This is a genomic window from Kribbella sp. NPDC051620, from assembly GCF_044453825.1.
Taxonomy (GTDB): Bacteria; Actinomycetota; Actinomycetes; order Propionibacteriales; family Kribbellaceae; genus Kribbella.
Window position 1 is genome coordinate 1,219,821 of record NZ_JBITDB010000003.1, and the last position, 22,042, is coordinate 1,241,862.

General features: G+C 67.6%; 21 protein-coding genes. 11 read left to right on the plus strand and 10 right to left on the minus strand.

Features of this window, described 5'->3' with window-relative positions; genetic code table 11:
- The first annotated feature begins 52 nt into the window (after positions 1–52).
- The 5 genes from ACIA12_RS18695 (at position 53) to ACIA12_RS18715 (ending at position 4,846) form a co-directional block, all read left to right on the plus strand.
- Entirely contained in the window at positions 53–823 is a 771-nt protein-coding gene (locus tag ACIA12_RS18695; protein ID WP_396368238.1) for an ATP-binding cassette domain-containing protein, read from the plus strand.
- Positions 820–1,608 (plus strand): ABC-2 family transporter protein, encoded by a 789-nt coding sequence (locus ACIA12_RS18700; RefSeq protein ID WP_396368239.1) that lies wholly within the window; start codon positions 820–822, stop codon positions 1,606–1,608. The genes ACIA12_RS18695 and ACIA12_RS18700 overlap by 4 nt, the downstream gene beginning before the upstream one ends.
- A 2-nt stretch (positions 1,609–1,610) precedes the next feature.
- A complete protein-coding gene (locus tag ACIA12_RS18705; RefSeq protein WP_396368240.1) occupies positions 1,611–2,396 on the plus strand; it encodes an ABC transporter permease in 786 nt (261 codons plus the stop codon).
- A 30-nt stretch (positions 2,397–2,426) separates the two neighbouring features.
- Positions 2,427–3,584 carry a serine hydrolase domain-containing protein gene (locus tag ACIA12_RS18710; protein WP_396368241.1) on the plus strand — a complete coding sequence of 386 codons (1,158 nt, stop codon included), beginning with the start codon at positions 2,427–2,429 and terminating at the stop codon, positions 3,582–3,584.
- 188 nt (positions 3,585–3,772) lie between these two features.
- Complete coding sequence (locus tag ACIA12_RS18715; protein ID WP_396368242.1) at positions 3,773–4,846, plus strand: CobW family GTP-binding protein; 1,074 nt, start codon at positions 3,773–3,775, stop codon at positions 4,844–4,846.
- Positions 4,847–5,034: 188 nt separating this feature from the next.
- On the opposite strand, the gene ACIA12_RS18720 is transcribed toward ACIA12_RS18715, so the two are convergent.
- The gene (locus ACIA12_RS18720) at positions 5,035–5,799 is read right to left on the minus strand and encodes an HpcH/HpaI aldolase/citrate lyase family protein (RefSeq protein ID WP_396368243.1); all 765 of its coding nucleotides are present in this window, start codon (positions 5,797–5,799) and stop codon (positions 5,035–5,037) included.
- Between the two features lie 142 nt (positions 5,800–5,941).
- Between ACIA12_RS18720 and ACIA12_RS18725 the strand changes: the two genes are divergently transcribed.
- Positions 5,942–6,211: a hypothetical protein gene (locus tag ACIA12_RS18725; RefSeq protein ID WP_396368244.1), complete on the plus strand. Its 270-nt coding sequence runs from the start codon at positions 5,942–5,944 to the stop codon at positions 6,209–6,211.
- A 109-nt stretch (positions 6,212–6,320) separates the two neighbouring features.
- On the opposite strand, the gene ACIA12_RS18730 is transcribed toward ACIA12_RS18725, so the two are convergent.
- Together ACIA12_RS18730 and ACIA12_RS18735 are read right to left on the minus strand one after the other, a co-directional pair.
- Positions 6,321–7,850: an acyl-CoA carboxylase subunit beta gene (locus ACIA12_RS18730; RefSeq protein WP_396368245.1), complete on the minus strand. Its 1,530-nt coding sequence runs from the start codon at positions 7,848–7,850 to the stop codon at positions 6,321–6,323.
- 12 nt (positions 7,851–7,862) lie between these two features.
- Positions 7,863–9,029 (minus strand): acyl-CoA dehydrogenase family protein, encoded by a 1,167-nt coding sequence (locus ACIA12_RS18735; protein ID WP_396368246.1) that lies wholly within the window; start codon positions 9,027–9,029, stop codon positions 7,863–7,865.
- Positions 9,030–9,112: 83 nt separating this feature from the next.
- Between ACIA12_RS18735 and ACIA12_RS18740 the strand changes: the two genes are divergently transcribed.
- Complete coding sequence (locus ACIA12_RS18740; RefSeq protein WP_396368247.1) at positions 9,113–9,505, plus strand: MerR family DNA-binding transcriptional regulator; 393 nt, start codon at positions 9,113–9,115, stop codon at positions 9,503–9,505.
- Between the two features lie 180 nt (positions 9,506–9,685).
- Here ACIA12_RS18740 and ACIA12_RS18745 read toward each other — a convergent pair whose 3' ends face one another.
- Positions 9,686–10,243 (minus strand): hypothetical protein, encoded by a 558-nt coding sequence (locus ACIA12_RS18745; protein ID WP_396368248.1) that lies wholly within the window; start codon positions 10,241–10,243, stop codon positions 9,686–9,688.
- A gap of 769 nt (positions 10,244–11,012) precedes the next feature.
- On the opposite strand from ACIA12_RS18745, the gene ACIA12_RS18750 reads away from it, so the two are divergent.
- Complete coding sequence (locus tag ACIA12_RS18750; RefSeq protein WP_396368249.1) at positions 11,013–11,357, plus strand: MerR family transcriptional regulator; 345 nt, start codon at positions 11,013–11,015, stop codon at positions 11,355–11,357.
- Here ACIA12_RS18750 and ACIA12_RS18755 read toward each other — a convergent pair.
- From ACIA12_RS18755 to ACIA12_RS18775, 5 genes are read right to left on the minus strand one after another with little or no spacing between them, the layout of a single operon-like run.
- Positions 11,329–12,075: a sirohydrochlorin chelatase gene (locus ACIA12_RS18755; RefSeq protein ID WP_396368250.1), complete on the minus strand. Its 747-nt coding sequence runs from the start codon at positions 12,073–12,075 to the stop codon at positions 11,329–11,331. The genes ACIA12_RS18750 and ACIA12_RS18755 overlap by 29 nt on opposite strands.
- Positions 12,072–13,196: a uroporphyrinogen-III synthase gene (locus tag ACIA12_RS18760; protein ID WP_396368251.1), complete on the minus strand. Its 1,125-nt coding sequence runs from the start codon at positions 13,194–13,196 to the stop codon at positions 12,072–12,074. Before ACIA12_RS18760 ends, ACIA12_RS18755 begins: the two co-directional genes overlap by 4 nt.
- A complete protein-coding gene (gene nirD / locus ACIA12_RS18765) occupies positions 13,189–13,521 on the minus strand; it encodes a nitrite reductase small subunit NirD (RefSeq protein WP_396368252.1) in 333 nt (110 codons plus the stop codon). Before nirD ends, ACIA12_RS18760 begins: the two co-directional genes overlap by 8 nt.
- Complete coding sequence (gene nirB / locus ACIA12_RS18770) at positions 13,518–16,091, minus strand: nitrite reductase large subunit NirB (RefSeq protein WP_396368304.1); 2,574 nt, start codon at positions 16,089–16,091, stop codon at positions 13,518–13,520. The genes nirD and nirB overlap by 4 nt, the downstream gene beginning before the upstream one ends.
- Positions 16,088–17,470: an MFS transporter gene (locus ACIA12_RS18775; RefSeq protein ID WP_396368253.1), complete on the minus strand. Its 1,383-nt coding sequence runs from the start codon at positions 17,468–17,470 to the stop codon at positions 16,088–16,090. Before ACIA12_RS18775 ends, nirB begins: the two co-directional genes overlap by 4 nt.
- A gap of 168 nt (positions 17,471–17,638) precedes the next feature.
- Between ACIA12_RS18775 and ACIA12_RS18780 the strand changes: the two genes are divergently transcribed.
- Positions 17,639–19,801, plus strand: a complete 2,163-nt coding sequence (locus ACIA12_RS18780; protein WP_396368254.1) for an MMPL family transporter — start codon at positions 17,639–17,641, stop codon at positions 19,799–19,801.
- On the opposite strand, the gene ACIA12_RS18785 is transcribed toward ACIA12_RS18780, so the two are convergent.
- Entirely contained in the window at positions 19,775–20,677 is a 903-nt protein-coding gene (locus ACIA12_RS18785; protein ID WP_396368255.1) for a GNAT family N-acetyltransferase, read from the minus strand. The genes ACIA12_RS18780 and ACIA12_RS18785 overlap by 27 nt on opposite strands.
- Before the next feature lie 72 nt (positions 20,678–20,749).
- Here ACIA12_RS18785 and ACIA12_RS18790 point away from each other — a divergent pair, with 72 nt between their 5' ends.
- Both ACIA12_RS18790 and ACIA12_RS18795 read left to right on the plus strand, forming a co-directional pair.
- On the plus strand, positions 20,750–21,193 hold the full coding sequence (locus tag ACIA12_RS18790) for a YdeI/OmpD-associated family protein (protein ID WP_396368256.1): 444 nt from the start codon (positions 20,750–20,752) through the stop codon (positions 21,191–21,193).
- A gap of 477 nt (positions 21,194–21,670) precedes the next feature.
- On the plus strand, positions 21,671–21,934 hold the full coding sequence (locus tag ACIA12_RS18795; RefSeq protein ID WP_396368257.1) for a hypothetical protein: 264 nt from the start codon (positions 21,671–21,673) through the stop codon (positions 21,932–21,934).
- The last annotated feature ends 108 nt before the right edge of the window (positions 21,935–22,042 follow it).

The following is a 22,042-nucleotide window of genomic DNA, read 5'->3' on the forward strand; positions in this document are numbered from 1 at the left end:
AGCGGGCAGATCTGCGGAACCTTAAAATCTTGCATCAAGCTCCTAGGTTCGGATGCATGAGACCAGCTGTGTCTGTGAAGGGCCTGGGCATGACGTACCGGGCGCCCGTCCGCGACGCCGGCTCCGGGCCGCCCTGCGCTCCGTCGTCCATCGCCAGTACCGCCGGATCGAGGCGGTGTCCGAGCTGACCTTCGACCTGCACGCCGGCGAGGTCGTCGGCTTCGTCGGCCCCAACGGAGCCGGAAAGACCACCACGATGAAGATCCTCTCCGGCATCCTGCACCCGACCGCCGGCGAGGCCCGCGTCCTCGGCCACGTCCCCTGGCGCCGCCGGCACGAGTACCTCAAGCAGATCGCGCTCGTCCGCGGCAGCCAGCCGATCGGCGGCCCGGCCGAGCTGACCGTGCTGGATTCCCTGCGCTACCAGCAGATCCTGTACGAGATCCCGAAACCCGACTTCCGCGCCAACCTCGCCGAGCTGGTCGAGTTGCTCGACCTGGGCTCCTTGCTGGACAGGCAGGTCCGCGCCCTCAGCCTGGGCGAGCGGATGCGCGCCGGACTCGCCATCACCCTCGTGTACCGGCCGAAGGTGCTGTTCCTCGACGAACCCACGATCGGCCTCGACGTCACGGCCGCCGCCGCCCTCCGCCGCTTCATCGCCCGGTACGCCGTCCAGTCCGGCGCGACCGTCTTGCTGACCAGCCACTACGTCGACGACGTCGAATCGCTGTGCCGACGGGTGATCCTGATCGAGGAGAGCCGGGTCCGCTACGACGGCGACTTCGCGTCCCTGGACTACTTCGATCGCGAAGGCAACCGATGACCGCGGCCATCCAGCCGATCCGGCTCATCCGCCTGCTCAGGCTGGGCATCTGGCGCAACTCGGTGCAGTGGTGGAGCCTGCGAGCCTTCGTCATCACGCTGGTGATCGGGCAAGCGGTCACCCCGCTGCTCGGCCTTCTCGTCTGGTCGTCAGCCTTGCCCGGCAATGCCGGAATCACCTCGTACTACGTTGTACTGCTCGCCGTGCAACTGCTCACCGTCTCGTACGAGCACCACACGCTGGCCAACGAGATCTACGGCGGCGAATTCGCGGCCGAACTCGTCAAACCACGACCGGTCGTCATCGATCTGCTCGCGACCAATCTGGCCATCCGGCTCTGGCACCTGCTGTTCGGGCTGCCGCTGATCGTTCTCGTCGGACTCCTTGCCTCCGTCGACCTGACCTGGCGTCAACTGCTGCTTGCTCTGCCGGCCGTGGTGCTCGCGGCGTCGATCCGCTTCGTCTTCACCTACACGCTCGCTCTCTCGGCCATCTGGACGCAGCGCGCTCACGGTGCCGTCGGGATCGGCGAGACGCTGATCTTCCTGCTCGGCGGTACGGCCGCGCCACTCACCTTCCTGCCGGGATCGTTGCAGGAGGCAGGCCGGCTGCTCCCGTTCTGGTCGATGCTCGGCGCCCCGGCCGAGATCGCCGCCGGCAACCTTTCGACGTCGGGAGCCGTGGCCACGTACGGCGTACAGGCTGCCTGGCTGGTCGTGCTGACCGCGCTGGCCGCGGTTGTCTGGCGACTTGGTGTCCGTCGATTCACGGCTGTGGGAGGGTGAGAATGGTCAAGACCATCAGGCTTTTCGGGACGCTGTTCTCGATGTCCGTCCGGCGTAGCGTGACGTTTCGCGCCGACCTGCTGTTCGAGTTCGTGGTGACCGTTGTCGCCGGCGCCGCGTCGCTGGCTGCGCTCGGGGTCGTCTACACCCGGACGGACAGCCTCGGCGGCTGGTCGGCGGGCGAGGCGATCGCGTTGCTCGGCACCTTCCAGATCGTCAGCGGATTGCGCGCGGCGCTCGTCGAGCCGAACCTGCGGTGGTTCGGGGAGCAGGTCAAGAGCGGCGAGTTCGACGCGCTGCTGATCCAGCCGGCACCGGCGATTCTGCTGGCCAGCCTGGGGACGTACGCGCCGCTCGCGCTTCTTCAGGTCGCGTTGGGGTTCGGTGTCGTCTGCTACGGCCTCGCTCACGCGGCCATCGGTGTCACGCTCACCGGGGTGGTCGCGTGGCTGGTCCTCGTGCTGACCGCGACGATCATCACCTGGGCTACGCGCGTGCTCTTCTCCTCGGTTGTTTTCTGGGCGCTCGGACTCAGCCTCGACGTCGTGTACGAGGCGGTGTGGCAGTTCGCGCGGTACCCCGTGCAGCTCTATACGACGCCTTTGCGACTGCTGCTGAGCTATGGGTTTCCGGTCGCTCTCGTCGCGACCGTGCCTGCCGATGTGCTGGCGCGGGGCGGGGGTCTGATGGCGGTGCCGGTGGCTCTCGCCGTTGCGGCCGGCGCTGGCACTATTGCCTTGTACGTCTGGCGAGCAGGGCTTCGGCGGTACACGAGCGCCACCAGTTAACTGTCCGTGGCCTCGGTTACGTTGGGCGGCATGATGACGGCGCTCAGGAAAGAGATGGACGGATTCGTCGCGTCCGGCGCACTGCCTGGTGCCGTGATCGCGATCAGTTCCCCGGCCGGCGAGTGGGTCTCGGCGGTCGGGAGCACCGGGCCCGGTGGTTCGGAACTGCAGGCTGACGCGATCGTGCGGATCAGCTCGATGACCAAGCCGCTGACCGCCGCGCTCACGCATCAACTGGCGGCTGATGGCGTGCTCTCGTTGAACTCCCCGATCACTGAGTGGCTTCCTGAGTTGGCCGGCCAGCGGGTGGTGCGGCGGCTCGATGGACCTGTTGATGACACGGTGCCGGCTGAGCGTGGGGTGACGGTCGACGACCTGCTGACCATGCGACTCGGGTTCGGGTTCGCCTTCGAGGTGGAGTCCTGTCCGGTCGCCGAGTTGGCTGCCGCGCGGGGGCTCGGGATGGGTCCGCCGCTACCGTCGGCTGTGCGACACACTCCCGACGAGTGGATCGCGCAGTTCGCCGCTCTGCCGCTGATGGAGCAACCTGGGCGGCATTGGCGGTACGACCTCGCCTACTCGGTTCTCGGGGTGCTGCTCGCACGTGCTGCGGGGAAGTCGCTGCCCTCGCTGATGGCTGAGCGATTGTTCCAACCGCTGGGGATGGTTGACACGGGTTTCGCAGTTCCGGCGGGCGCTCGTGAGCGGTTGATTCCATGCTTCACGAGCGGCGACGACGGACTGGTGGTTTTCGACGGTACGGCCGACAGCGATTGGCTGGCGCCGCCGGTGTTCCCTCAGGCGGGCGGCGGTCTGGTGTCGACGGCATCCGACTACCTCCGCTTCGGACGACTGCTCCTGGACGGCGGCAGCCTGCCCGGCGGCGACAGTCTGCTCGGCACTGAGGCCATCGATGACTTGAGCCGCGATCACCTCAGCTCGGAACAACGCGGCGGGCCGTCGGCGTCGAGCTTCCTTGATGGCGGGGGCTGGGGTCACGGCGTACAGGTCCGGCTCGACCCTGCGCTGCCACGCCGGTACGGGTGGGGAGGTGGGCTGGGGACGACTTGGTACAACTTCCCCGACCAGGGTGTGAGCGCAGTACTGATGACCCAGCATCTTCCGCCGCTGGGTGAGCCGATCCTGCACTTCTGGAAGACGCTGGACGAGCTGCTCGGAGGCGCCTGACCGGGGCGGTGGGGCGGGGAAGAAGTTGCACAGCCGACGCGCGGAACTGAGCGAGGACGCTCGGGTGGGCGCACTATGGGAGCAGAGCAACTATTCCCCGGTACCGCGCGGAAATCTCCCGGTCCGGATCGCGAACTCATCTACCCCCGGCTCTTTACTGATGAAAACGGTTTTCATATAGTGGGGGGATGGCCGCCCATCGGAAGACCCCGTTGACCCTGCTGACCGGACTCTCGACGACGCTGCGGGAGCCTGTCCTGGACGCCATGGTCGACGCCACCACAGTGGCCGTCGTGGTGGACCAGGACGAGCTGCCCGCCCGCGGAGTGCTGACCTGGAAGGTGTTCGAGGCCGGCGGCCCGATCGATGCCGGTGAGTTCAGCGTCGGCGACGACTGCGGCGCTTGCCAGCTGATCGAGTCGCTGCTGCCGCTGCTGGAGACGCTGGTCGGGCGGGGGCATTGGCAGCATGTAGTACTGGCGACTCCGCCGGCGATGGAGGCTCGGTCGCTGGCGAACGCGCTGGTTGCGACGATGCCCGAGGTGCAGGTCGACACGGTGACGTGTGTGGTCGACGCGGTGTTGCTGGTCGAGCAGTTGTCCGGGGACGAGTTGCTTGATGAGCGTGGACTTGCGCTCGGTCCGCCGGATCGGCGGAATGTGGCGGAGTTGACCGCGCGGCAGGTCGAGTACGCCGATGTGTGCGTGCTCGCCAACGCGCATCGCGCCAAGGCCCCCGAGCGCTTGCACCACTTGCTGCAGCACCTGAACCCGCGGACGACCGTCGTCAACGCGGACGTGAGCGGCGTACCGGCTGCTGCTGTTGCTCGCCTCGGCCTGTTCGATTTCGCCGCCGCCGAAGCCTGGGCCGGCGAACTGGCCACCGACTCGCGCCTCCAACCGAGCGGCGACGGCGTCACCACGGTCCTGTGGCGCTCGAGTCGCCCACTGCACCCCGCCCGCCTGAGCGAAGCCCTCGAAGACATCGTCGAGGACGTGGTCCGCAGCCGAGGCGTCGTCTGGCTCGCCAACCGCCCAACCCAACGCGTCCGCTGGGAATCCGCCGGCTACAGCGCCTCCCTGGGCACCCTCGGCGAATGGTCAGAAACCAACCACCTGGCCGAATGCACAGTCGTAGCCACCGGCGTAGGCCTCGACCCCGCCCGCCTCCAGTCAATCCTCGACAACTGCCTACTCACCGAATCCGAGTTGGCCACCCTCGACTGGCAATCCCTGGAAGACCCCTTCGCCGGAGTCCTCTAACCAGCCCCCACCCCTCAGCCCGGCGGCTGCCCACCCCGCCAACCCGCGTGATACCAGGCGGCTGCCCATCCCCACCCCAACCCGCTTTAAGCCAGCGGCTCCCCGCCCGCCCCGACCGCTTTGAGCCCAGCCGCCAACCAGCCCGGCGGCTGCCCGCCCACCCCACCTCTCTTTCAACCAGCGCGCCGTTAGGCGCGGGCGGCGGTCAGGTGGGTGGCGGCAGCGGCTTGCAAGTGGTCGAGGTCTGAGGAGACCGTGGCGAAGGTGTAGCCCTCAGCCAAGCGCTGGCGAGCCTCATTGCCGCTGTTCGTGTGAATGCCCGCAGCAACTCCAGCCTCGGCCGCCGTGCGAGCGATCAGCGCGATGGCGGCGTCGAACGTCTCCGCAACCTCCGGATCCCCCGGATACTTCCCCCCGATCCCCAACCGCAGATCCGACGGCCCGACATAGATCCCGTCCAGCCCAGGCGTCGCGCAGATCCCCGCGACGTTCTCCAGCGCCTGCCGAGTCTCGATCATCGCCAGTACGACGGTCGCCGCGTCAGCCTCCGCCGGTACCGGCCCGATCCGCAGTCCCGACCGCGCCGGCCCGTACGACCGAATCCCCGACGGTGGGTACCGCGCCGCCCGCACGGCCCTCAGCGCATCCTCGGCCGTGTCGATCAACGGCACGATCACCCCGGCTGCCCCGGCGTCGAGCGCCCGCCCGATCGGAGTCGGGTTGTTCGCCTCGACCCGCACCAACCCCGCAGTACCGTTGCCCGCAGCATCGATCGCCACCAGCCCGTCCAGCAACCCCCGCTGGTCGATCAACCCGTGCTGCCCATCAAGTACGACGTAGTCATACCCCGTCAACGCGATCCGCTCGGTCGCCGCCGGCGCATCTAGCATCACCCAGTATCCGACCGCCACCTGGCGACTCCTGAGCCGATCAGCGAACTCCTTCGACGTCATACGATCCTCTGCCTTCAGCACCTGGGTGGTTGGGCCTTCACAAGATCACACCGCACCCCTCCGCGCCGAACACCCCGTCCAGAGTGCGGGCGGCCGATCACATGCGACACTGCCGCTCACCCAACCACGAAGGACCGCCCGCGTGAACCTCCCCTTTCCCGCCCAGCCCAACACAACCGGCACCCCGACCGACTGGCTCACCCTCCGGCGCCTGGTCCCACCGCCGACCGATCCGTACCTCGGGGACGGCACCTGGGAGGGGCTTTTCGCGGAGCTGGGGACGCAGCTTCCCGCGGAGTACGTGACGCTGATGGACACCTACGGATCCGGCAGCTGGTCGTCCTGGCTCAACTTCTTCACACCGTGGCCCGCCAGCACTCCCGAGCCGGCCCGCCGCTCACCACCAGCCTGATCGAAACGCTGCTCGGCTGGCTCCGCGGTGGCGACGCCCCCGAGTGCTTCCCCCGGCTGGACCAGGACGACGACCCACTCGAGCACGCCACGTTCGCCCCCTGGCGGCCTTAGACCGGCGGTACTCCGTGTCGCTTGGTGCTGAAGTGGCGGTTCTTCGTCTGCGCGGCCGCGAGCCGGGCGATCAGGTCGTCGCGCAGGTTCTCCGGCTCGACGATCGCGTCGATCACCAGGTCGGCGGCCAGCCGGAGGATGTCGATGTCGGTCTCGTACTCCTCGCGAAGCTTGGAGACGTACTCGACCCGCTCGGTCTCGTCCGCGATCTCCTGGATCTTGTTGTAGTACACGGCGTTGATCGCCGCCTCCGGACCCATCACCGCGATCTTCGCCGTCGGCAGCGCGATACAGGCGTCCGGCGAGAAGCCCGGGCCGCACATCGCGTACAGCCCGGCGCCGTAAGCCTTCCGGACGATCACCGACACGGTCGGCACGGTCGCCTCGGACACCGCGGTGATCATCTTCGCGCCGTGCCGGATGATGCCGGCCCGCTCGACCTCCGAGCCGATCATGAAGCCCGGTACGTCGCACAGGTAGACCAGCGGCACGTTGAACGCGTCGCACAACCAGATGAACCGGGCCGCCTTGTCCGCCGAGTCGACGAACAGCACGCCACCCTTGACGGCCGGCTGATTCGCCACGAAGCCAACCGTCTGACCAGCCAGCAGCCCGAACCCGACGACCAGCTCCGGCGCGTACGCGGGCTTGATTTCGAAGAACGTGTCCGCGTCCGCGATCGCGTCGATCACGTCGTGGATGTCGAACCCGATGCTCTCCTCGACCGGTACCAGGTCGCGGGTGAAGTCACGGCCGGCCGGCGAAGCGTCGTACGACGGCGGCTGCGACTGCCACGAACCGGGCAGGTAGGAGAAGTACTGCTTGGCCAGCTCGATCGCCTCGGTGTCGTCACTGGCCAGCAGATCGCCGCAGCCGGAGACGCTGGTGTGCATCCGGGCTCCGCCCATCTCCTCCAGCGTCACCTTCTCGCCGACCACCATCTCGGCCATCCGCGGCGAACCGAGGTACATCGAGGCGTTGCCGTCGACCATGATCACCAGGTCGCAGAAGGCCGGGATGTACGCGCCACCCGCGGCCGACGGGCCGAACAGGCAGCAGATCTGCGGCACCTTGCCGGACAGCGCGACCTGGTTGTGGAAGATCCGGCCCGCGCCACGCCGACCGGGGAAGAGGTCGACCTGGTCGGTGATCCGGGCGCCGGCCGAGTCGATCAGCCAGAAGATCGGCAGCTCGTCGCGCAGCGCGACCTCGGTGATCCGGACGATCTTCTCGACCGTCCGGGCACCCCAGGAGCCGGCCTTGACGGTCGGGTCGTTGGCGACGATCAGCGCCGGGCGCCCATCGACCAGCGCGCGGCCGGTGACCACGCCGTCCGCGGGCAGACCGGGGTTCAGCGCGTTCGCGAGCTGCGCCTCCTCGACGAAGCTGCCCTCGTCGACGAGCAGCGCGATCCGGTCCCGGACGTAGAGCTTGTTCTGCTTGGCGAGCTTCTCGGCCGCCTTCTCCGGCGGCGTCATCGTCGCCTCGCGCGCGACCTTGAACTCTGTCCAGTGATCCCTGCTCATGCGGTCATCCTGTCACTCAACGGGAAGTCCGAGGCCGCGGGCGATGAGCATGCGCTGTACTTCGGACGTACCCTCGCCGATCTCCAGGATCTTGGCGTCGCGGTAGAACCGGGTGACCGGGTACTCCTCCATGAAGCCGTAGCCGCCGAAGACCTGCGTCGCGATCCGGGTGGCGGTCACCGCCGACTCGGTCGCGTACAGCTTCGCGACGGCCGCCGCCTGCTTGAACTCCTGCATCGGAGCGCCCGCGTCTTTGAGCGCCGCTGCCCGGTACACGAGCAGCTCGGCCGCGTCGGCCATCACCTTCAGGTCGGAGATCTGGAAGGCGACGCCCTGCTTCTGACCGATCGGTACGCCGAAGGTCTTGCGCTCACCGGCGTACTGGACCGACATCTCCAGGCACGCCTTGATGCAGCCCAGCGCGACCGCGCCGATCGCGACCCGGCCGTCGTCGAGGGTGGCGAGGAACTGGCCGAACCCCTTGCCGCGCTCGCCGAGCAGGTTCGCCTCGGGCACCCGTGCGCCACTGAACGACAGCGGGTGGGTGTCGCTCGCGTGCCAGCCGAGCTTGTCGTACGAGGCCTCGGCCACGAATCCCGGCGTACCGGTCGGGACGATGATCGTGGAGATCTCGGGGCGTCCGTCGGGCTTCTCACCGGTCCGGGCGGTCACCGTGACGAGGCTGGTGATGGCGGAGCCGGAGTTGGTGATGAACTGCTTGGAGCCGTCGATCACCCATTCGCCGTTGTCGAGTACGGCCCTGGTCTTGGTGGCGCCGGCGTCGGAGCCCGACTCGGGCTCGGTCAGCCCGAAGCCGGCCAGCTTCTGCCCCGCGATGAGGTCGGGCAGCCACTGCCTCTTCTGCTCGTCGGTGCCGAAGGTGAGGATCGGGTTGATCCCCAGCCCGACGGCCGCCTCGAGCGTGATGCCTATCGACTGGTCGACCTTGGAGATCTCCTCGATCGCCACGCACAGGCTGGTGAAGTCGCCCCCGGACCCGCCGAACTCCTCCGGCGCGGTCAGCCCGAACAGCCCGAGCTTGCCCATCTTCTGGACCACCTCGACCGGGAAGTAGTGCTTGCGGTCCCACTCGGCGGCATGCGGCGCGATCTCGGCCTGGGCGAAGTCGCGCACGCTGTGGGCGAACTCGCGGTGCTCTTCGGACAGCTCGTACGACATCTTCTGACTCCCAGGCTCAGGCTCGCTCGTGATTGACGCTTACGTAAACGTAAAGCACGATGGCCTGTGTGCACAATGTCCGGGTGCCTGCCGAAACCTCTACTTGGTCCATCGCCGAGCTGGCCGCCGAGTACGACGTCACCCTGCGCACGATCCGCTTCTACGAGGACCGCGGCCTGCTCACCCCCGAGCGCCGCGGCACCGTCCGGATCTACCACCCCCGCGACCGCGTCCGGCTGGCCCTCATCCTGCGCGGCAAACGCCTCGGCTTCAGCCTCGACGAGATCGCCACCATCGTCGACATGTACGACCGCGAACCCGGCGAGGAAGGCCAGCTCGTCTACCTCCTCAACCAGATCACCACCCGCCGCGCCGAACTCGAACAACGCCGCCGCGACATCGACGAAACCCTCGCCGAACTGGCCGAAGTAGAAGCCCGCTGCCAAGCCGACCTCAACACCCTCCGCAACAGATAAGCACTGACCCCGCGCAGGCTCCCACGCCCGCTCCTTCGTCGCGAGCAGGTTCGCCCGCCCCACCACCCCACCGCCCGACCCCGGCACTCACACCGCACTGCCCCGGCGTTCGCATCTGCCCCGGCACTCACGCCCGCACTGCCCCAGCGCTCGCATCCGCCCGCCCGCCTCGCATGTGGATCAGCCTGCAGCCGGGATGTCAGCCGGGACGATCGTGCCTGCGGAGATGGCGATCGCATCCGTCGCGTAGCGCCTGGCCAGGCTCTCCCGGTCGCTGGTGCTGCCATTGGCCGTCATCACGGAGATACCCGACCCATCGGGCATCGGTCCGACGCTGCCGATCACGATGCCGCGCCGGGCCCAGTACGGGATGTCAGCCACGACCCGGTCGCTCAGCGCCTGCATCTCCACCAGGGTCAGCCGGGCGTTCCGTAGTACGACGTTCACGTCGTTTGCCTCGGCTCGCACCCGTTCGTCGAGGGTGGCGTCAGGTTTGCGGTAGACGACGAGGGTGCGGGTCTCGTGCTCGATCACCAATCCGGCGTACGAGTCCGTGAACTGCAGTCGCAGGATCGGCTCCAATCGATCGGCGGCCGTCGTCAGCCCCGGGTCGTTCTGGACCGACCACGTCGGCGAGCCGAATGGGATCCCCGGCGGAGGCTCAGCTTCAGCAGATGAGCCTCCACAGCCGGCCAGCACGCCGACCGCGACAACCACTCCTAGCCAGCCTCGGATCATCCGCCTCACCTCACCCGGAGGACGCAGTCATGGGGGCGGCCGTTGCAGGTGATCTTCTTTACGAAAATCTGTGGTGGCGGGATTAGACATTCGATGGCGGGCTGTGTAGTGTCCTTCTCGTTGACAGAGAAGAACAGCGAAGCTGACGTGGACAGCTAACGTTCTGTCCAAGAGTGTGATTGTGAAGTCAGTACGACGGCGGACTCCGCCGGGCCGATCAGTGAAGGGGCTCGGGTTTCGCGCCAGGATCCGGTCAGAGTTGCTGGAGCCAGTGGTTGGAAAGGGTTCCAGGCTTGACGGATGGAAGTTGCAGTTCGAGTAGTTGCAGTTCAGTAGGTGTAGTTGCAGTTCGTAGTTCCGTACCTGTAGTTGCAGTTCGTAGTTCCGTACCTGTAGTTGCAGTTCGTAGTTCCGTACCTGTAGTTGCAGTTCGTAGTTCCGTACCTGTAGTTGCAGTAGTAGTTGGCAGTGCCGTTGCTTGCAGTAGTTGTTTGTTGTTCGAAGTAACAGTAGGTAGTGGTTCAAGAGAGAAGGGAAGGGTTTTCACCGTCGGATCGCCCGCCAGTGCCAGTACTTTGCCGGGCGGGTGCCGTGGTTCCATCGGGAAGAAGGTGGTCTTCGGTTACGCATTCAGCGATCCACGCAGCGACAGCCTTCACGTGGCCTGCTGCGGACATGCAAGGCCGGCCAAATGGTCGGTAGATGGTGATAATCCACTAACCCTGGGCCCCGGTGCTTCGGCACCGGGGCCCTTCGGCATGGAGGTTCGATGACCCCAGACGTGTACACGGAGACCCCGATGAGCTCAACCCCGGCCGGCCCGGCCAACTTCGACGATGACGACTACCCCGCGTTCACGATGGGCCGGGCCGCCGAGATGCTCGGCACCACGCCGGGCTTCCTGCGGAGCCTGGACGAGGCCAAACTGATCACCCCGCAGCGGTCCGAGGGCGGTCACCGCCGCTACTCCCGCTACCAGTTGCGGATCGCCACCCGCGCCCGCGAACTCGTCGACCAGGGGATCGCCCTCGAGGCGGCCTGCCGGATCATCATCTTGGAAGACCAGCTCGCCGAGGCGCTGCGGATCAACGAGCAGCGGCGCGAACAAGACTGACGACAGCTGCTGACCCCGGGCCTGTCGGGCCCGCCTCGCCGGTTGTCGACAGCACAGCGTCGTACCGATTGAGCGCCAGCCTCGCGATCCGCGGGTCGGCGCCCAGCGGAGCACTCACCGGCAGATCCCCCGCGATCCGCCGTACGCGGTCGGCGAAAAACCCAGGTGCGAGCAGATAGGTGGCAACGGCCACCCGCCCGGTACTACGAGCAAGAACCGACCCCAATCGCTCCCCAGCGCCCGACACGTACCCGACCTCCACTGGCCGGTCGATCCGCTCGGCGAGCAATGCCGCCGTCGCCGAGCAGTCCAGCAAAGCCCGCCGATCCGACGACCCGGCCGCGGCCAGCACCACCCGATCCATCGACTCCAACTCGGCACAAGCCCGCAGTCGATCGGCCAGCACATCAGCCAGCAAGGGGTCCGGTCCCAGCGCCGCAGCCGCCTGCACCTGACGCGGTCGCCGCTCCGCCTCACGCGCGATGTCGACCGCCGTGTGATACCCACTGCTCAACAGCAACGGCACCACCACAGCCTGATTGCCATCAGCAACCACCCGATCGACCAACCCCGGCAGCGCGGGCACGTCAACATCCACAAAACCAAGCGAAACAGGCACCGAAGGTCGCAACTCGGCGATCAACCGAACCAGCGCATGCACTTCACGGATCCCCCGAGGATCCGCGGTCCCATGCGCGGCAGCCACCAGATCGATCATGTGGACGCTCCTACGGGTTCGATGGCCAGCCGGTAGCCGCGGCGGACTACCGTGCGGACCAGTTCGGGGCGACCTACCGCGGTGCGGAGTCTGTTCACGGTGACTTCGACAGCGTGGACGTCTTCGGCGCCGGGCAGGACAGCCAAGAGATCCGGGCGTGAGACGACATCGCCGCGGGCCGCGACCAACGCGGCCAGTACCGCTCGGGGACCAGGGCCCAGCGGTAGGACCACGCCGTCGAGGACTGCAGCGCCGCCGCGGATCACCAGTTGTCCGAAGGCGGTTTCGATGGAGCGGGCGTTGTCGTCGGTGAGACGGTCGGTGACGATCCGGATCAGCGCACCGAGCCGAAAGCGATCGGGGATCAACGGTTCCAGACCAAGAGCCAGGAAAGGACCGGCCGTGATCGGCCCGACGCAAGCATTCAGAACCCGGCCGGTACGCAGCGCCGACACCAACCCGTCGTACTGACCGTTCAACGCGGCAGCATCCAGCAAAGCCTGCGCACCGGGCGCCGACGTGTGCACGACCGCATCCACGCCACCAGCGCAGATCTGCCCGATCACCCGCTCGACCGCCGCCGGGTCAGGCGCCGGCCCCCACCGATAAACCTCCAGCCCCCGCACCGAAGCCCCAACAGCACGCAAAGCATCCTGCAATGCCGGATCAGACAACCCATGCAGCTGTACGACGATCTTGCGCCCAGCCACCCCTTGGTCACGCAACCACTCGACCACCTCTGCCGTCGTCTCCGACCGAGCCGACCAATGCTCCACCAACCCCGCTGCCCGGATAGCACCCCGCGCCTTCGGACCGCGCGCCAGCAACCGCGACTGTTCCAGTGTGCTCAGCAGATCAGCCGCCAACCCGACAGTGTCGGCAGCCTCGATCCATCCGCGAAAGCCGACCGCGGTGGTGACAACCACGTCATCCGGCGGATTGGCGATCACCCGCCGCGTCGCCTCGATCAGCGGCTGGTCGTCGGCGGCCGGCACGATCTGCAGCGTCGGCGCGTGCAGCACCTTCGCGCCCCGGCGTTCGAACGACGCGATCAGGTCGTCCGCCCGCCGGTGCGCTGTGACGGCGATCGTGCAGCCGCTCAACGGACCAGGCCTACTCACCGACGATCACCTCTCCGTCGACGACCCGGACCGGATACACCGACAGCACCAGCGAGGGATCGTCCAGGCACACCCCGGTCCGCAGGTCGTACACCTGCTTGAACATCGGCGACGCCACCGTCGGCACGTCCCCGCGGCTCCCGACGATCCCGCGCGACATCACGTTCGCCCCGCTCACCGGATCCTGGTTGCCCAGCGCGAACACCTCCCCGTCGAAGGTCCGGAACAGCGCGATCTGCAGATCACCGAGCAGCGCGGCGACACCACGCTCGGGCAGCAGGGCCTCGTACGTGCACACCACCACCGCCGTCGTCGAAAGGGTCATCGGCGTACCTCCAGTCGGGGACCGGCGAGCAGGACCGGTTCCAGTTGACCGCGTTCGGCCGGGGTCGCCGGCCGCGGTTGATTGCGTTCGACCACGTAGCGCAGGTCGGCGTCCGGCTGGTCGGGCGCGTTCACGAACGACACGAACCGGGCCAGCTTCTCCGGGTCCTGCAACGTCGCCTGCCACTCGTCGACGTACGAGTCGACGTGCGCCGCCATCGCCGCGTCGAGGTCGGCCGCGATGCCGAGGCTGTCGTTCATCACGACGTCGCGGACGTGGTCGAGGCCGCCTTCGATCTCGTTGATCCAGACGGCCGTCCGCTGCAACCGGTCGCCGGTGCGGACGTAGTACATCAGGAACCGGTCGATTGCCTGCAGCAACTGCTCGTCGGTCAGGTCCGACGCGAGCAGCTGAGCGTGGCGAGGCGTCATCCCGCCGTTGCCACCGACATACAGGTTCCAGCCGTTCTCGGTGGCGATCACGCCGACGTCCTTGCCACGCGCCTCGGCGCACTCTCGCGCGCACCCGGAGACGCCCAGCTTGATCTTGTGCGGCGACCGCAGCCCGCGATAGCGCAGCTCCAGCGCGATCGCCATCCCGACGGAGTCCTGTACGCCGTACCGGCACCAGGTGGACCCTACGCACGACTTCACGGTCCGCAGAGCCTTGCCGTACGCGTGCCCCGACTCGAATCCGGCCTCCACCAGCCGCTTCCAGATCGCCGGCAACTGCTCGATCCGTGCCCCGAACAGATCGACCCGCTGCCCGCCGGTGATCTTGGTGTAGAGCCCGAAGTCGCGCGCCACCTCGCCGATCGCGATCAGCCCCTCGGGCGTCACCTCGCCACCGGGGATCCGCGGTACGACCGAGTACGTCCCGTCCTTCTGGATGTTCGCCATCACGTGGTCGTTGGTGTCCTGCAACGTCGCCCGCTCACCGTCGAGCACATGCCCGGCCGGGTCGAGGCTGGCCAGGATCGACGCGACCACCGGCTTGCAGATGTCGCAACCGCGTCCGGTGCCGTGCCGCTCGACCAGCGAACTGAACGTCCGCAACCCGGTCACCCGGACCACGTCGAACAACTCCGCCCGCGACATCGCGAAGTGCTCACAAAGCGCCTTGCTCACCTCGACACCGGCCGCGGCGAGCTCCGCGTTGAGCAGGTTCTTCACGATCGGCAGACACGATCCACAGCTCGTGCCGGCCCGCGTCTTGCCACACAGCGACTTCAGATCGCCGCAGCCCTCTTCCCGCACCGCACACCGGATGGTGCCGGCCGAGACGTTGTTGCACGAGCACACCGGAGCGTCATCCGGCAGCTCCAGCTGCGACGGCGCCGAGCCTTCAGGCAGCAGGTACGACGCCGGATCCGCGCCGAGTTGCCGCCCGACCATCGGCCGCAATCCCGAGTACGCCGAAGCGTCGCCGACCAGGATGCCGCCGAGCAACGTGCGCGCGTCGTCGGACAGTACGAGCTTCTTGTAAACCCCAGCCACCGGGTCGGCGTACACGATGTCGAGCGCGCCCTCGGTCGTCCCGAAGGCGTCGCCGAAGCTCGCGACATCGACCCCGAGCAGCTTCAGCTTCGTAGAAGTGTCGGCACCGGGGAAGGTCGCCGAGCCACCCAGCAACCGGTCGGCGACGATCTCCGCCATCGCATAGCCCGGCGCGATCAGCCCCCAGACACGGCTCTCGATGCACGCGACCTCACCGATCGCCCAGACCCCATCCACCGACGTGCGGCAACCCTCGTCGACGATCACGCCACCGCGTTCGCCGATCTCCAGCCCAGCAGCCCGCCCCAGCTCATCCCGAGGCCGTACGCCGGTAGCGAACACCACCACATCGGCCGGCAGATCCTTGCCATCAGCAACCGCCATCGCCCGCGCAGCACCCTGCGAGGTCGTCTTGACCCGCGTCGTCTGCGTCGACGTCAGCACCTCGATGTCAAGCCCGCGGATCAACCGGGCCAGCGCGCTACCGCCACCCTCATCGACCTGCAGCGCCATCAACCGAGGCGCGAACTCGACCACCGAAGTCGTCGCACCGAGCGCCCGCAAGGCCCCAGCAGCCTCCAGGCCGAGCAGACCACCACCGACCACGACGCCGTTGACATCCTTGCCCTCGGCCCGCAACCGCTCGACATAGACCCGCAGCGCCGCGACGTCGTCGATCGTCCGGTAGACGAAGCAGCCTTCCGCGTCGCTGTTCTTGATCGGCGGGACGAACGCGTACGAGCCGGTGGCGAGCACCAGTTCGTCGTACTCGATCACCTCGTCACGCGTGGTCCGGACCACCTTCGACGCCGGATCCAGCGAGGCGACCACGACGCCCTTGCGCAACGTCACAGCTGGGTCGTCCCACAAGGTCGGGTCGCCGAGGGAGAGATCGGCCGGGTCGCGGCCGGAGAAGTAGCTGGTCAGCGCGACCCGGTCGTACGGCATCCGCGGTTCCTCGGCGAGCACGGTGATCCGCCAAGCGGCGTCGGTGTCGCGTGACCGCAGCGCCTCGACCAGCCGGTGGGCGACCATACCGCCCCCGACGACCACCAAATGCCGGCCCGGCATCAGACACGCTCCTGGCTGAGCGGGCCACCGCGGCGCAGGTAGCAGAAGTAGGTGACGGTCAGGCAGACGACGTAGAAGCCACAGAAGGTGTAGAGCGCCGGCACGAGCGACCCGTAGTGGCCGGTCGACATCGCGAAGCCGCGCGGTACCAGGAACCCGCCATACGCTCCGACCGCCGACGCGATCCCGATACAGGCCGCCGCCTCGCGCCGGGCCCGGATCGGCTCAGGCTTGCCGTCCAGATCGCGGGTCGTCTGCCGGAACACCGCTGGGATCATCCGGTACGTCGATCCGTTGCCCGCGCCACTGGCCACGAACAGCACCAGGAAGCTGAGCAGGAACCAGGTGAAGCTGCCCGCGTGCAGAGCCGCGATCGCCGACAGGATCCCGGCGCCCATCACCACGAAGGCGCAGACCGTCACCCAAGCGCCTCCGACCAGGTCGGCCAGCTTGCCACCGAACGGCCGCGACACCGAGCCGACCAGCGCACCGAGGAACGCGATGTGCGCCACCGTGATCTCGGGGAAGGTCGTCTTGATCAGCAGCGGGAAGGCCGCCCCGAAGCCGATGAACGAGCCGAAGGTGCCGATGTAGAGGAACGAGATGACCCAGGTGTGCGGCCGCTTGGCCGCCGTGATCGACGCCCGGAAGGACGAGGTGGCAGCGGACAGGTTGTCCATCAGCCGCCAGGCCAGGACCGCGGCCAGCAGGATCAGCGGGATCCACATCAGCCCGGCCCGGTTGAGCGTCAGCCCGGCGCCCGCCACGATCACGATCGGTACGAACAGCTGGACCACCGCGACGCCGAGGTTGCCGCCGGCCGCGTTCAGGCCGAGCGCGAAGCCCTTGTCCCGCTCGGGGAAGAAGAAGGAGATGTTGGTCATGCTGCTGGCGAAGTTGCCGCCGCCGGCGCCCGCCGTGGCCGCGACCAGCGCCATCAGCCAGAACGGCGTCTCCGGCCGGCTGACGAAGAACGCCAGCCCGGAGGCCGGGATCAGCAGCAGCAGCGCCGAGACGATCGTCCAGTTGCGGCCGCCGAACTTCGGCACCGCGAACGTGTAGGGCAGCCGCAGGGTGGCCCCGACCAGGCTCGGCAGCGCGACCAGCCAGAACATCTGGTCGGTCGTGTAGCCGAAGCCGGCGGCCGGCAGGGAGACGACGACGATGCTCCACAGCTGCCAGACGGAGAAGCCGAGGAACTCGGCGAAGATCGACGGCCACAGGTTGCGCCGGGCCACCCGGCGCCCCTTCGCCGCCCAGAATCCGCCGTCCTCAGGGTCCCAGACATCGATCCACCGCCCACGACGGGGCGCCTCGACCGTACCCACCGCGCCGGCCTGGTCGCGAAGAGTAGCGACCTCCGGTCGTGCTTCGAGCGTCATCTTCCGTCTCCGATCATCTGACTCCACTGATTAGGCCAGGACGCTATGACCGGGGTGTTTCCGAGTGGTCATCTCGTTGTTACGCCGTCGAAACGGCTCCCGCACACCTGCCGGGTGGCGGTGAGAGCTTTGGGTACTGTCGTGCCACCGAACCGACAAGGGGGACCCGTGGAGCAGGAGAAGACCGGCCTTCGACACAACCGGCGCTGGGCGTGGCGAGCCGGAGTGGCCGCCGTACTGATCGCCTGGCTGATCCTGGGATCGATCGGCGGCCCGACGGTCGGCAAGCTGAGCGAGGTCCAGGAGAACGACAACGCCAACTTCCTGCCCAAACAGGCCGAGTCCACGCTGGTCAACAACGAGTCGGCCAAGTTCGTCGACTCCAAGGCGCTGCCGTACTTCGTGCTGATCGAGCGCGACAGCGGAATCACCCCCGCGGACGTCGCGAAGGCCAACGAGTTCCTCGCCAAGGTCCCGTCGCTCGACCTCGGTGACGGCAAGACGATCGGCCAGTACCTCGCCGCGCCGGCCAAGACGGTGATCCCGTCAGCCGACAAGAAGGCGCTGCTGATCACCCTCGAACTCAACGGCGACCAGCTCGACGACGTGGTCAAACAGGGCGAGACCGCGCTGTTCGCGGTCGCCGACGAGATGCGCACCGAGATCAAGCAGTCGCTCACCCCGACCGGGCTGCAGGTCTACGTGACCGGTCCGGGTGGCGTGTTCGCCGACTTCGTCACCGCTTTCGGCGGCATCGACGGGATCCTGCTCGGGGTCGCGCTCGCCGTCGTGTTCATCATCCTGCTGATCGTGTACCGGAGTCCGGTACTGCCGATCGCCGTCCTGCTGACCGCCGTCTTCGGTCTCGCGTTGGCCGCCTCGGTCGTCTACCCGCTCGCCAAGAACAACGTGATCGAGCTCAACGGGCAGAGTCAGGGCATCCTGTTCATCCTCGTCGTGGGCGCCGCGACGGACTACTCACTGCTGCTCGTCTCCCGGTACAAGGAAGAGCTGCACGACTACGAGAGCAAGTACCAAGCGATGCGCGTCGCCTGGCGGGCCGCGATCGAGCCGATCGCCGCCAGCGCAGCGACCGTCATCCTCGGTCTGCTCTGCCTGCTGCTGTCCCAGCTCGGCAGCACGAAGGGCCTCGGCCCGGTCGGCGCCATCGGCATCGCCGGCGCGCTGATCTCCGCGATGACGTTCCTGCCAGCGGTCCTGCTCGCCTTCGGCCGCCGGATCTTCTGGCCGGCCATCCCCCGTCTCGACCACGTACACGCCAAGGACCAGGTAGGCGGCCGCAAGCTGTGGGGTCGCGTCTCCGGCCTGGTCGGCCGCAGCCCGCGCAAGGTGTGGGCTCTCAGCGCGCTCTTCTTGATCGCCTGCGGCCTCTTCCTGCCCACCTTCAAGGCCTCCGGCATCTCGCAGGAGGACCTGTTCCTCAACAAGGTCGAGTCCGTCACCGGCCAGGAAGAACTCGCCAAGCACTTCGACGCCGGCGCCGGTACGCCGGTACAGATCCTGACCCCGGCCGACCAGGCGGACAAGGTCGTGCAGACAGCCCTCAAGGTCGATGGCGTTGCCACGGCGACCGCGTCGGTGGCGCCGGGTGCCCCGCCGAAGGTTGTCGACGGCAAGGTCCTCGTCCAAGCGACCCTCAAGGTCGCGGCGGACTCCCCCGACGCGACCAAGGTGGTCAAGCACCTGCGGACGGAACTCGACACGGTCAGCCCCGACATCCTGGTCGGCGGCAACACCGCGATCAACCTCGACGTGATGGACGCCAGCAACCGGGACCTCAAGGTGATCATCCCGGCCATCCTCGCGGTCATCTTCGTCGTCCTGATGCTGCTGCTCCGCTCGGTCGTCGCGGCGGTCCTGCTGGTGATCTGCAACGTGCTCTCGTTCGGCGCGACGGTCGGGATCAGCGCCCTGGTCTTCAACCACCTGTTCGACTTCCCCGGCGCGGACGCCTCGATCCCGCTCTATGCCTTCGTCTTCCTGGTTGCCCTGGGCATCGACTACTCGATCTTCCTGATGACCAGAGTCCGCGAGGAATCGATCGAACAGGGCACCCGCCCAGGCATTCTCACCGGCCTGGCCGTCACCGGCGGTGTCATCACCTCCGCCGGTGTCGTCCTGGCGGCCACCTTCTCGGCTCTGGGCGTAGTACCGATCCTCTTCCTGGCCCAGATCGCCTTCATGGTCGGCTTCGGCGTCCTCCTCGACACCACCATCGTCCGCTCACTGCTCGTCCCGGCCCTCTCGTACGACATCGGCCCCAAGATCTGGTGGCCGAGCAAACTAGCGAAGGAGTCCGGTCAGCGGTAGCGGTGCCCGCAGGCTGAGGCTGACGATGCCGTAGCTGAAGCCGAGGTGTTCGTTGAGGCGGCGCATCGAGTCGTTGCCGCGCTGCGTCCAGGTGTAGATCTCGGTGATGCCGTTCTCTGCGGCCCAGGCCATGCTGGTCCGCTTGAGGGTCGACGCGACCGACTTGCCGCGCCACTCCCGGCGTACGGCGGTGTAGGCGACCTCGGCGCGCTCCGGGCGGTCGGAGTCGAGCAACAGGCCGGCCACGCCGATCACCTCGTCACCGGCAACGGCGACGAACATCGCGGCCGGATCGTTGATCCACTCCTGCTCCCACTCGTACGCCGAAACCTTGATCGCGACCGGGTGATCCATGTCGGGGAGAGTCGGCAGCGCGACCTGGTGATAGGCCTTCGCCCAAAGCTCAGGCCGCTCGGCGACGGAGACGATCTGGTACTCCTCCGGCGGCACCGGCCACGGCTCGTCGCCGATCCGCCGTACCTGCTCCACCTGCCGATTCGTCTCCACGAACCCGAACCGCTCGGCGAACAGCCGCGACTCCTCGTCGTCGACGCTGGCCCCAGCGGTGTCATAGCCCTCGGCAACGGCATGGTCGGCGAGCACCCGGAGCAGCTCAGTACCCACGCCACGGCGGCGGAAGTCCGGGTGGACGCGTGGCATCAACGCCGCCCGCTCCCCGTCGCCCGAGCGATCCGCCAGTCCGCTGCCGGCCAGCTCCCCATCGACCTCCGCCAGCAGCATCAGCCGGCCGGGGCGGTCGAGAGCGCGCAACTCCGCGACGGTCGAACACCGCTCGTACGGCAGGACAGCGATCCGAATCGCCCGCCAGGCCTCGTAGTCAGCGTCGGTGATCGCCGTCCGAATGGTCGTGGTCATGACCCCACCCTGCCTCAGCCCGCCGGAAAGAGCCCACGGTTTTCGTCCCGCCGCGGCGTTACTGTGAGCAGCATGGAGACCTTCGAGGCCGTGATCGAAGAAGCCAACGGCGGCGGCGCATACGTCGAGGTGCCGACCGAGGTCGTCGCCGCGCTGGGCGGAGGCGGCCGAATCCCAGTACTGGCGACGTTCGACGGCGTGCAGTACCGCGGATCGATCGCATCAATGGGCGGCCGCATGGCCCTGGGCATACTGAAGGCAATCCGGGCCGAACTGGGCAAGGCCATCGGCGACCCGGTCACCGTGACGCTCGAACGAGACACAGCCGCCCGAACTATCGAAGTACCACCCAACCTAGCCGAGGCACTAGAGGCCGCCGGCGCGAAAGAGTCCTTCGACGCGATGAGCTTCAGCCACCGCCGAGAACACATCCAAGCAATCGAAAACGCCAAAAAACCAGAAACCCGCACCCGCCGAATCACCAAAACAGTCGAAACCACAACCCCCAAAACCTGACCCCGCCCCGCCAAGCAGGCCGACCGCCCCCTCAACCGCCGCCCCACCAGCGACCCCACTCCCACCCAACCAAGGCCCCTACCCGTCCCCTCACCCCTGACCCCTCACACTCACCCCTCACCCCTGACCCCTCACCCCTGACCCTCACCCTCTCCCTCGTCCATCGGCGTTGCCGTCGCCCTCGCCCTCGCCGTCGCCTCGCCCGGCCACCCTCGCCTGCCCCTTGCCCGTCACCGTTGCCGCGGCGCGGCTCGTGGAGGCGGCCAGCAGGACAACGAACCGACAACGATGAAACCGACGTGCAGCAGGCCCCGCAGGGCGGCCGACCGCAACGTCGCGTCGTACCAGCCGCTGAAGCAAAGCGCCCCACTGACCTTGGGCTGGACGAACTTTCCCGGATCGACCTGCTGCTCGGCGAAGCCGTGCGCGAACTCTGCCAGGCCAAGACGCCGGCGCTACCGCGGAAGATCAGCACCAGTGACGAGGATGACGGTCGAGCCGTTCGAGGTGACGATCGACTGGGATCCGCCAGTCACGGGCAGTCCGGAGTACGTCGAGAAAGTCCTGACGGAGGACGTGACGAGCGGGCTGTTCTCGTACGTAGTGAACGCCTCGGAGATCATCGTCCGGGCGCTGTGCGAGGTGCTCCGGGAGGCGGGGTTCCAGGTGCTGATCGACCATGCCCTCGGGGAGACGTATAACGACCGGGTGCTGGCGGCTCTGCGGTTCCCCACGTTCTAACAGGCTTGGGAGGTCTTGGCGGGGGCAGCACTGTGCTTCAGCTGACCGTGGATGGAGGAGAGACTCTGAGTCCCGTCAAGCACAGTGGCGCGCGATGACAACGGCAGC

Bases quoted from the DNA above. Each gene is read 5' to 3' on its own strand.
- ACIA12_RS18695 (WP_396368238.1), top strand. From the start codon at position 53: ATGCATGAGACCAGCTGTGTCTGTGAAGGGCCTGGGCATGACGTACCG.
- ACIA12_RS18700 (WP_396368239.1), top strand. From the start codon at position 820: ATGACCGCGGCCATCCAGCCGATCCGGCTCATCCGCCTGCTCAGGCTG.
- ACIA12_RS18705 (WP_396368240.1), top strand. From the start codon at position 1,611: ATGGTCAAGACCATCAGGCTTTTCGGGACGCTGTTCTCGATGTCCGTC.
- ACIA12_RS18710 (WP_396368241.1), top strand. From the start codon at position 2,427: ATGATGACGGCGCTCAGGAAAGAGATGGACGGATTCGTCGCGTCCGGC.
- ACIA12_RS18715 (WP_396368242.1), top strand. From the start codon at position 3,773: ATGGCCGCCCATCGGAAGACCCCGTTGACCCTGCTGACCGGACTCTCG.
- ACIA12_RS18720 (WP_396368243.1), bottom strand. From the start codon at position 5,799: ATGACGTCGAAGGAGTTCGCTGATCGGCTCAGGAGTCGCCAGGTGGCG.
- ACIA12_RS18730 (WP_396368245.1), bottom strand. From the start codon at position 7,850: ATGAGCAGGGATCACTGGACAGAGTTCAAGGTCGCGCGCGAGGCGACG.
- ACIA12_RS18735 (WP_396368246.1), bottom strand. From the start codon at position 9,029: ATGTCGTACGAGCTGTCCGAAGAGCACCGCGAGTTCGCCCACAGCGTG.
- ACIA12_RS18745 (WP_396368248.1), bottom strand. From the start codon at position 10,243: ATGATCCGAGGCTGGCTAGGAGTGGTTGTCGCGGTCGGCGTGCTGGCC.
- ACIA12_RS18750 (WP_396368249.1), top strand. From the start codon at position 11,013: ATGACCCCAGACGTGTACACGGAGACCCCGATGAGCTCAACCCCGGCC.
- ACIA12_RS18755 (WP_396368250.1), bottom strand. From the start codon at position 12,075: ATGATCGATCTGGTGGCTGCCGCGCATGGGACCGCGGATCCTCGGGGG.
- nirD (WP_396368252.1), bottom strand. From the start codon at position 13,521: ATGACCCTTTCGACGACGGCGGTGGTGGTGTGCACGTACGAGGCCCTG.
- ACIA12_RS18775 (WP_396368253.1), bottom strand. From the start codon at position 17,470: ATGACGCTCGAAGCACGACCGGAGGTCGCTACTCTTCGCGACCAGGCC.
- ACIA12_RS18785 (WP_396368255.1), bottom strand. From the start codon at position 20,677: ATGACCACGACCATTCGGACGGCGATCACCGACGCTGACTACGAGGCC.
- ACIA12_RS18790 (WP_396368256.1), top strand. From the start codon at position 20,750: ATGGAGACCTTCGAGGCCGTGATCGAAGAAGCCAACGGCGGCGGCGCA.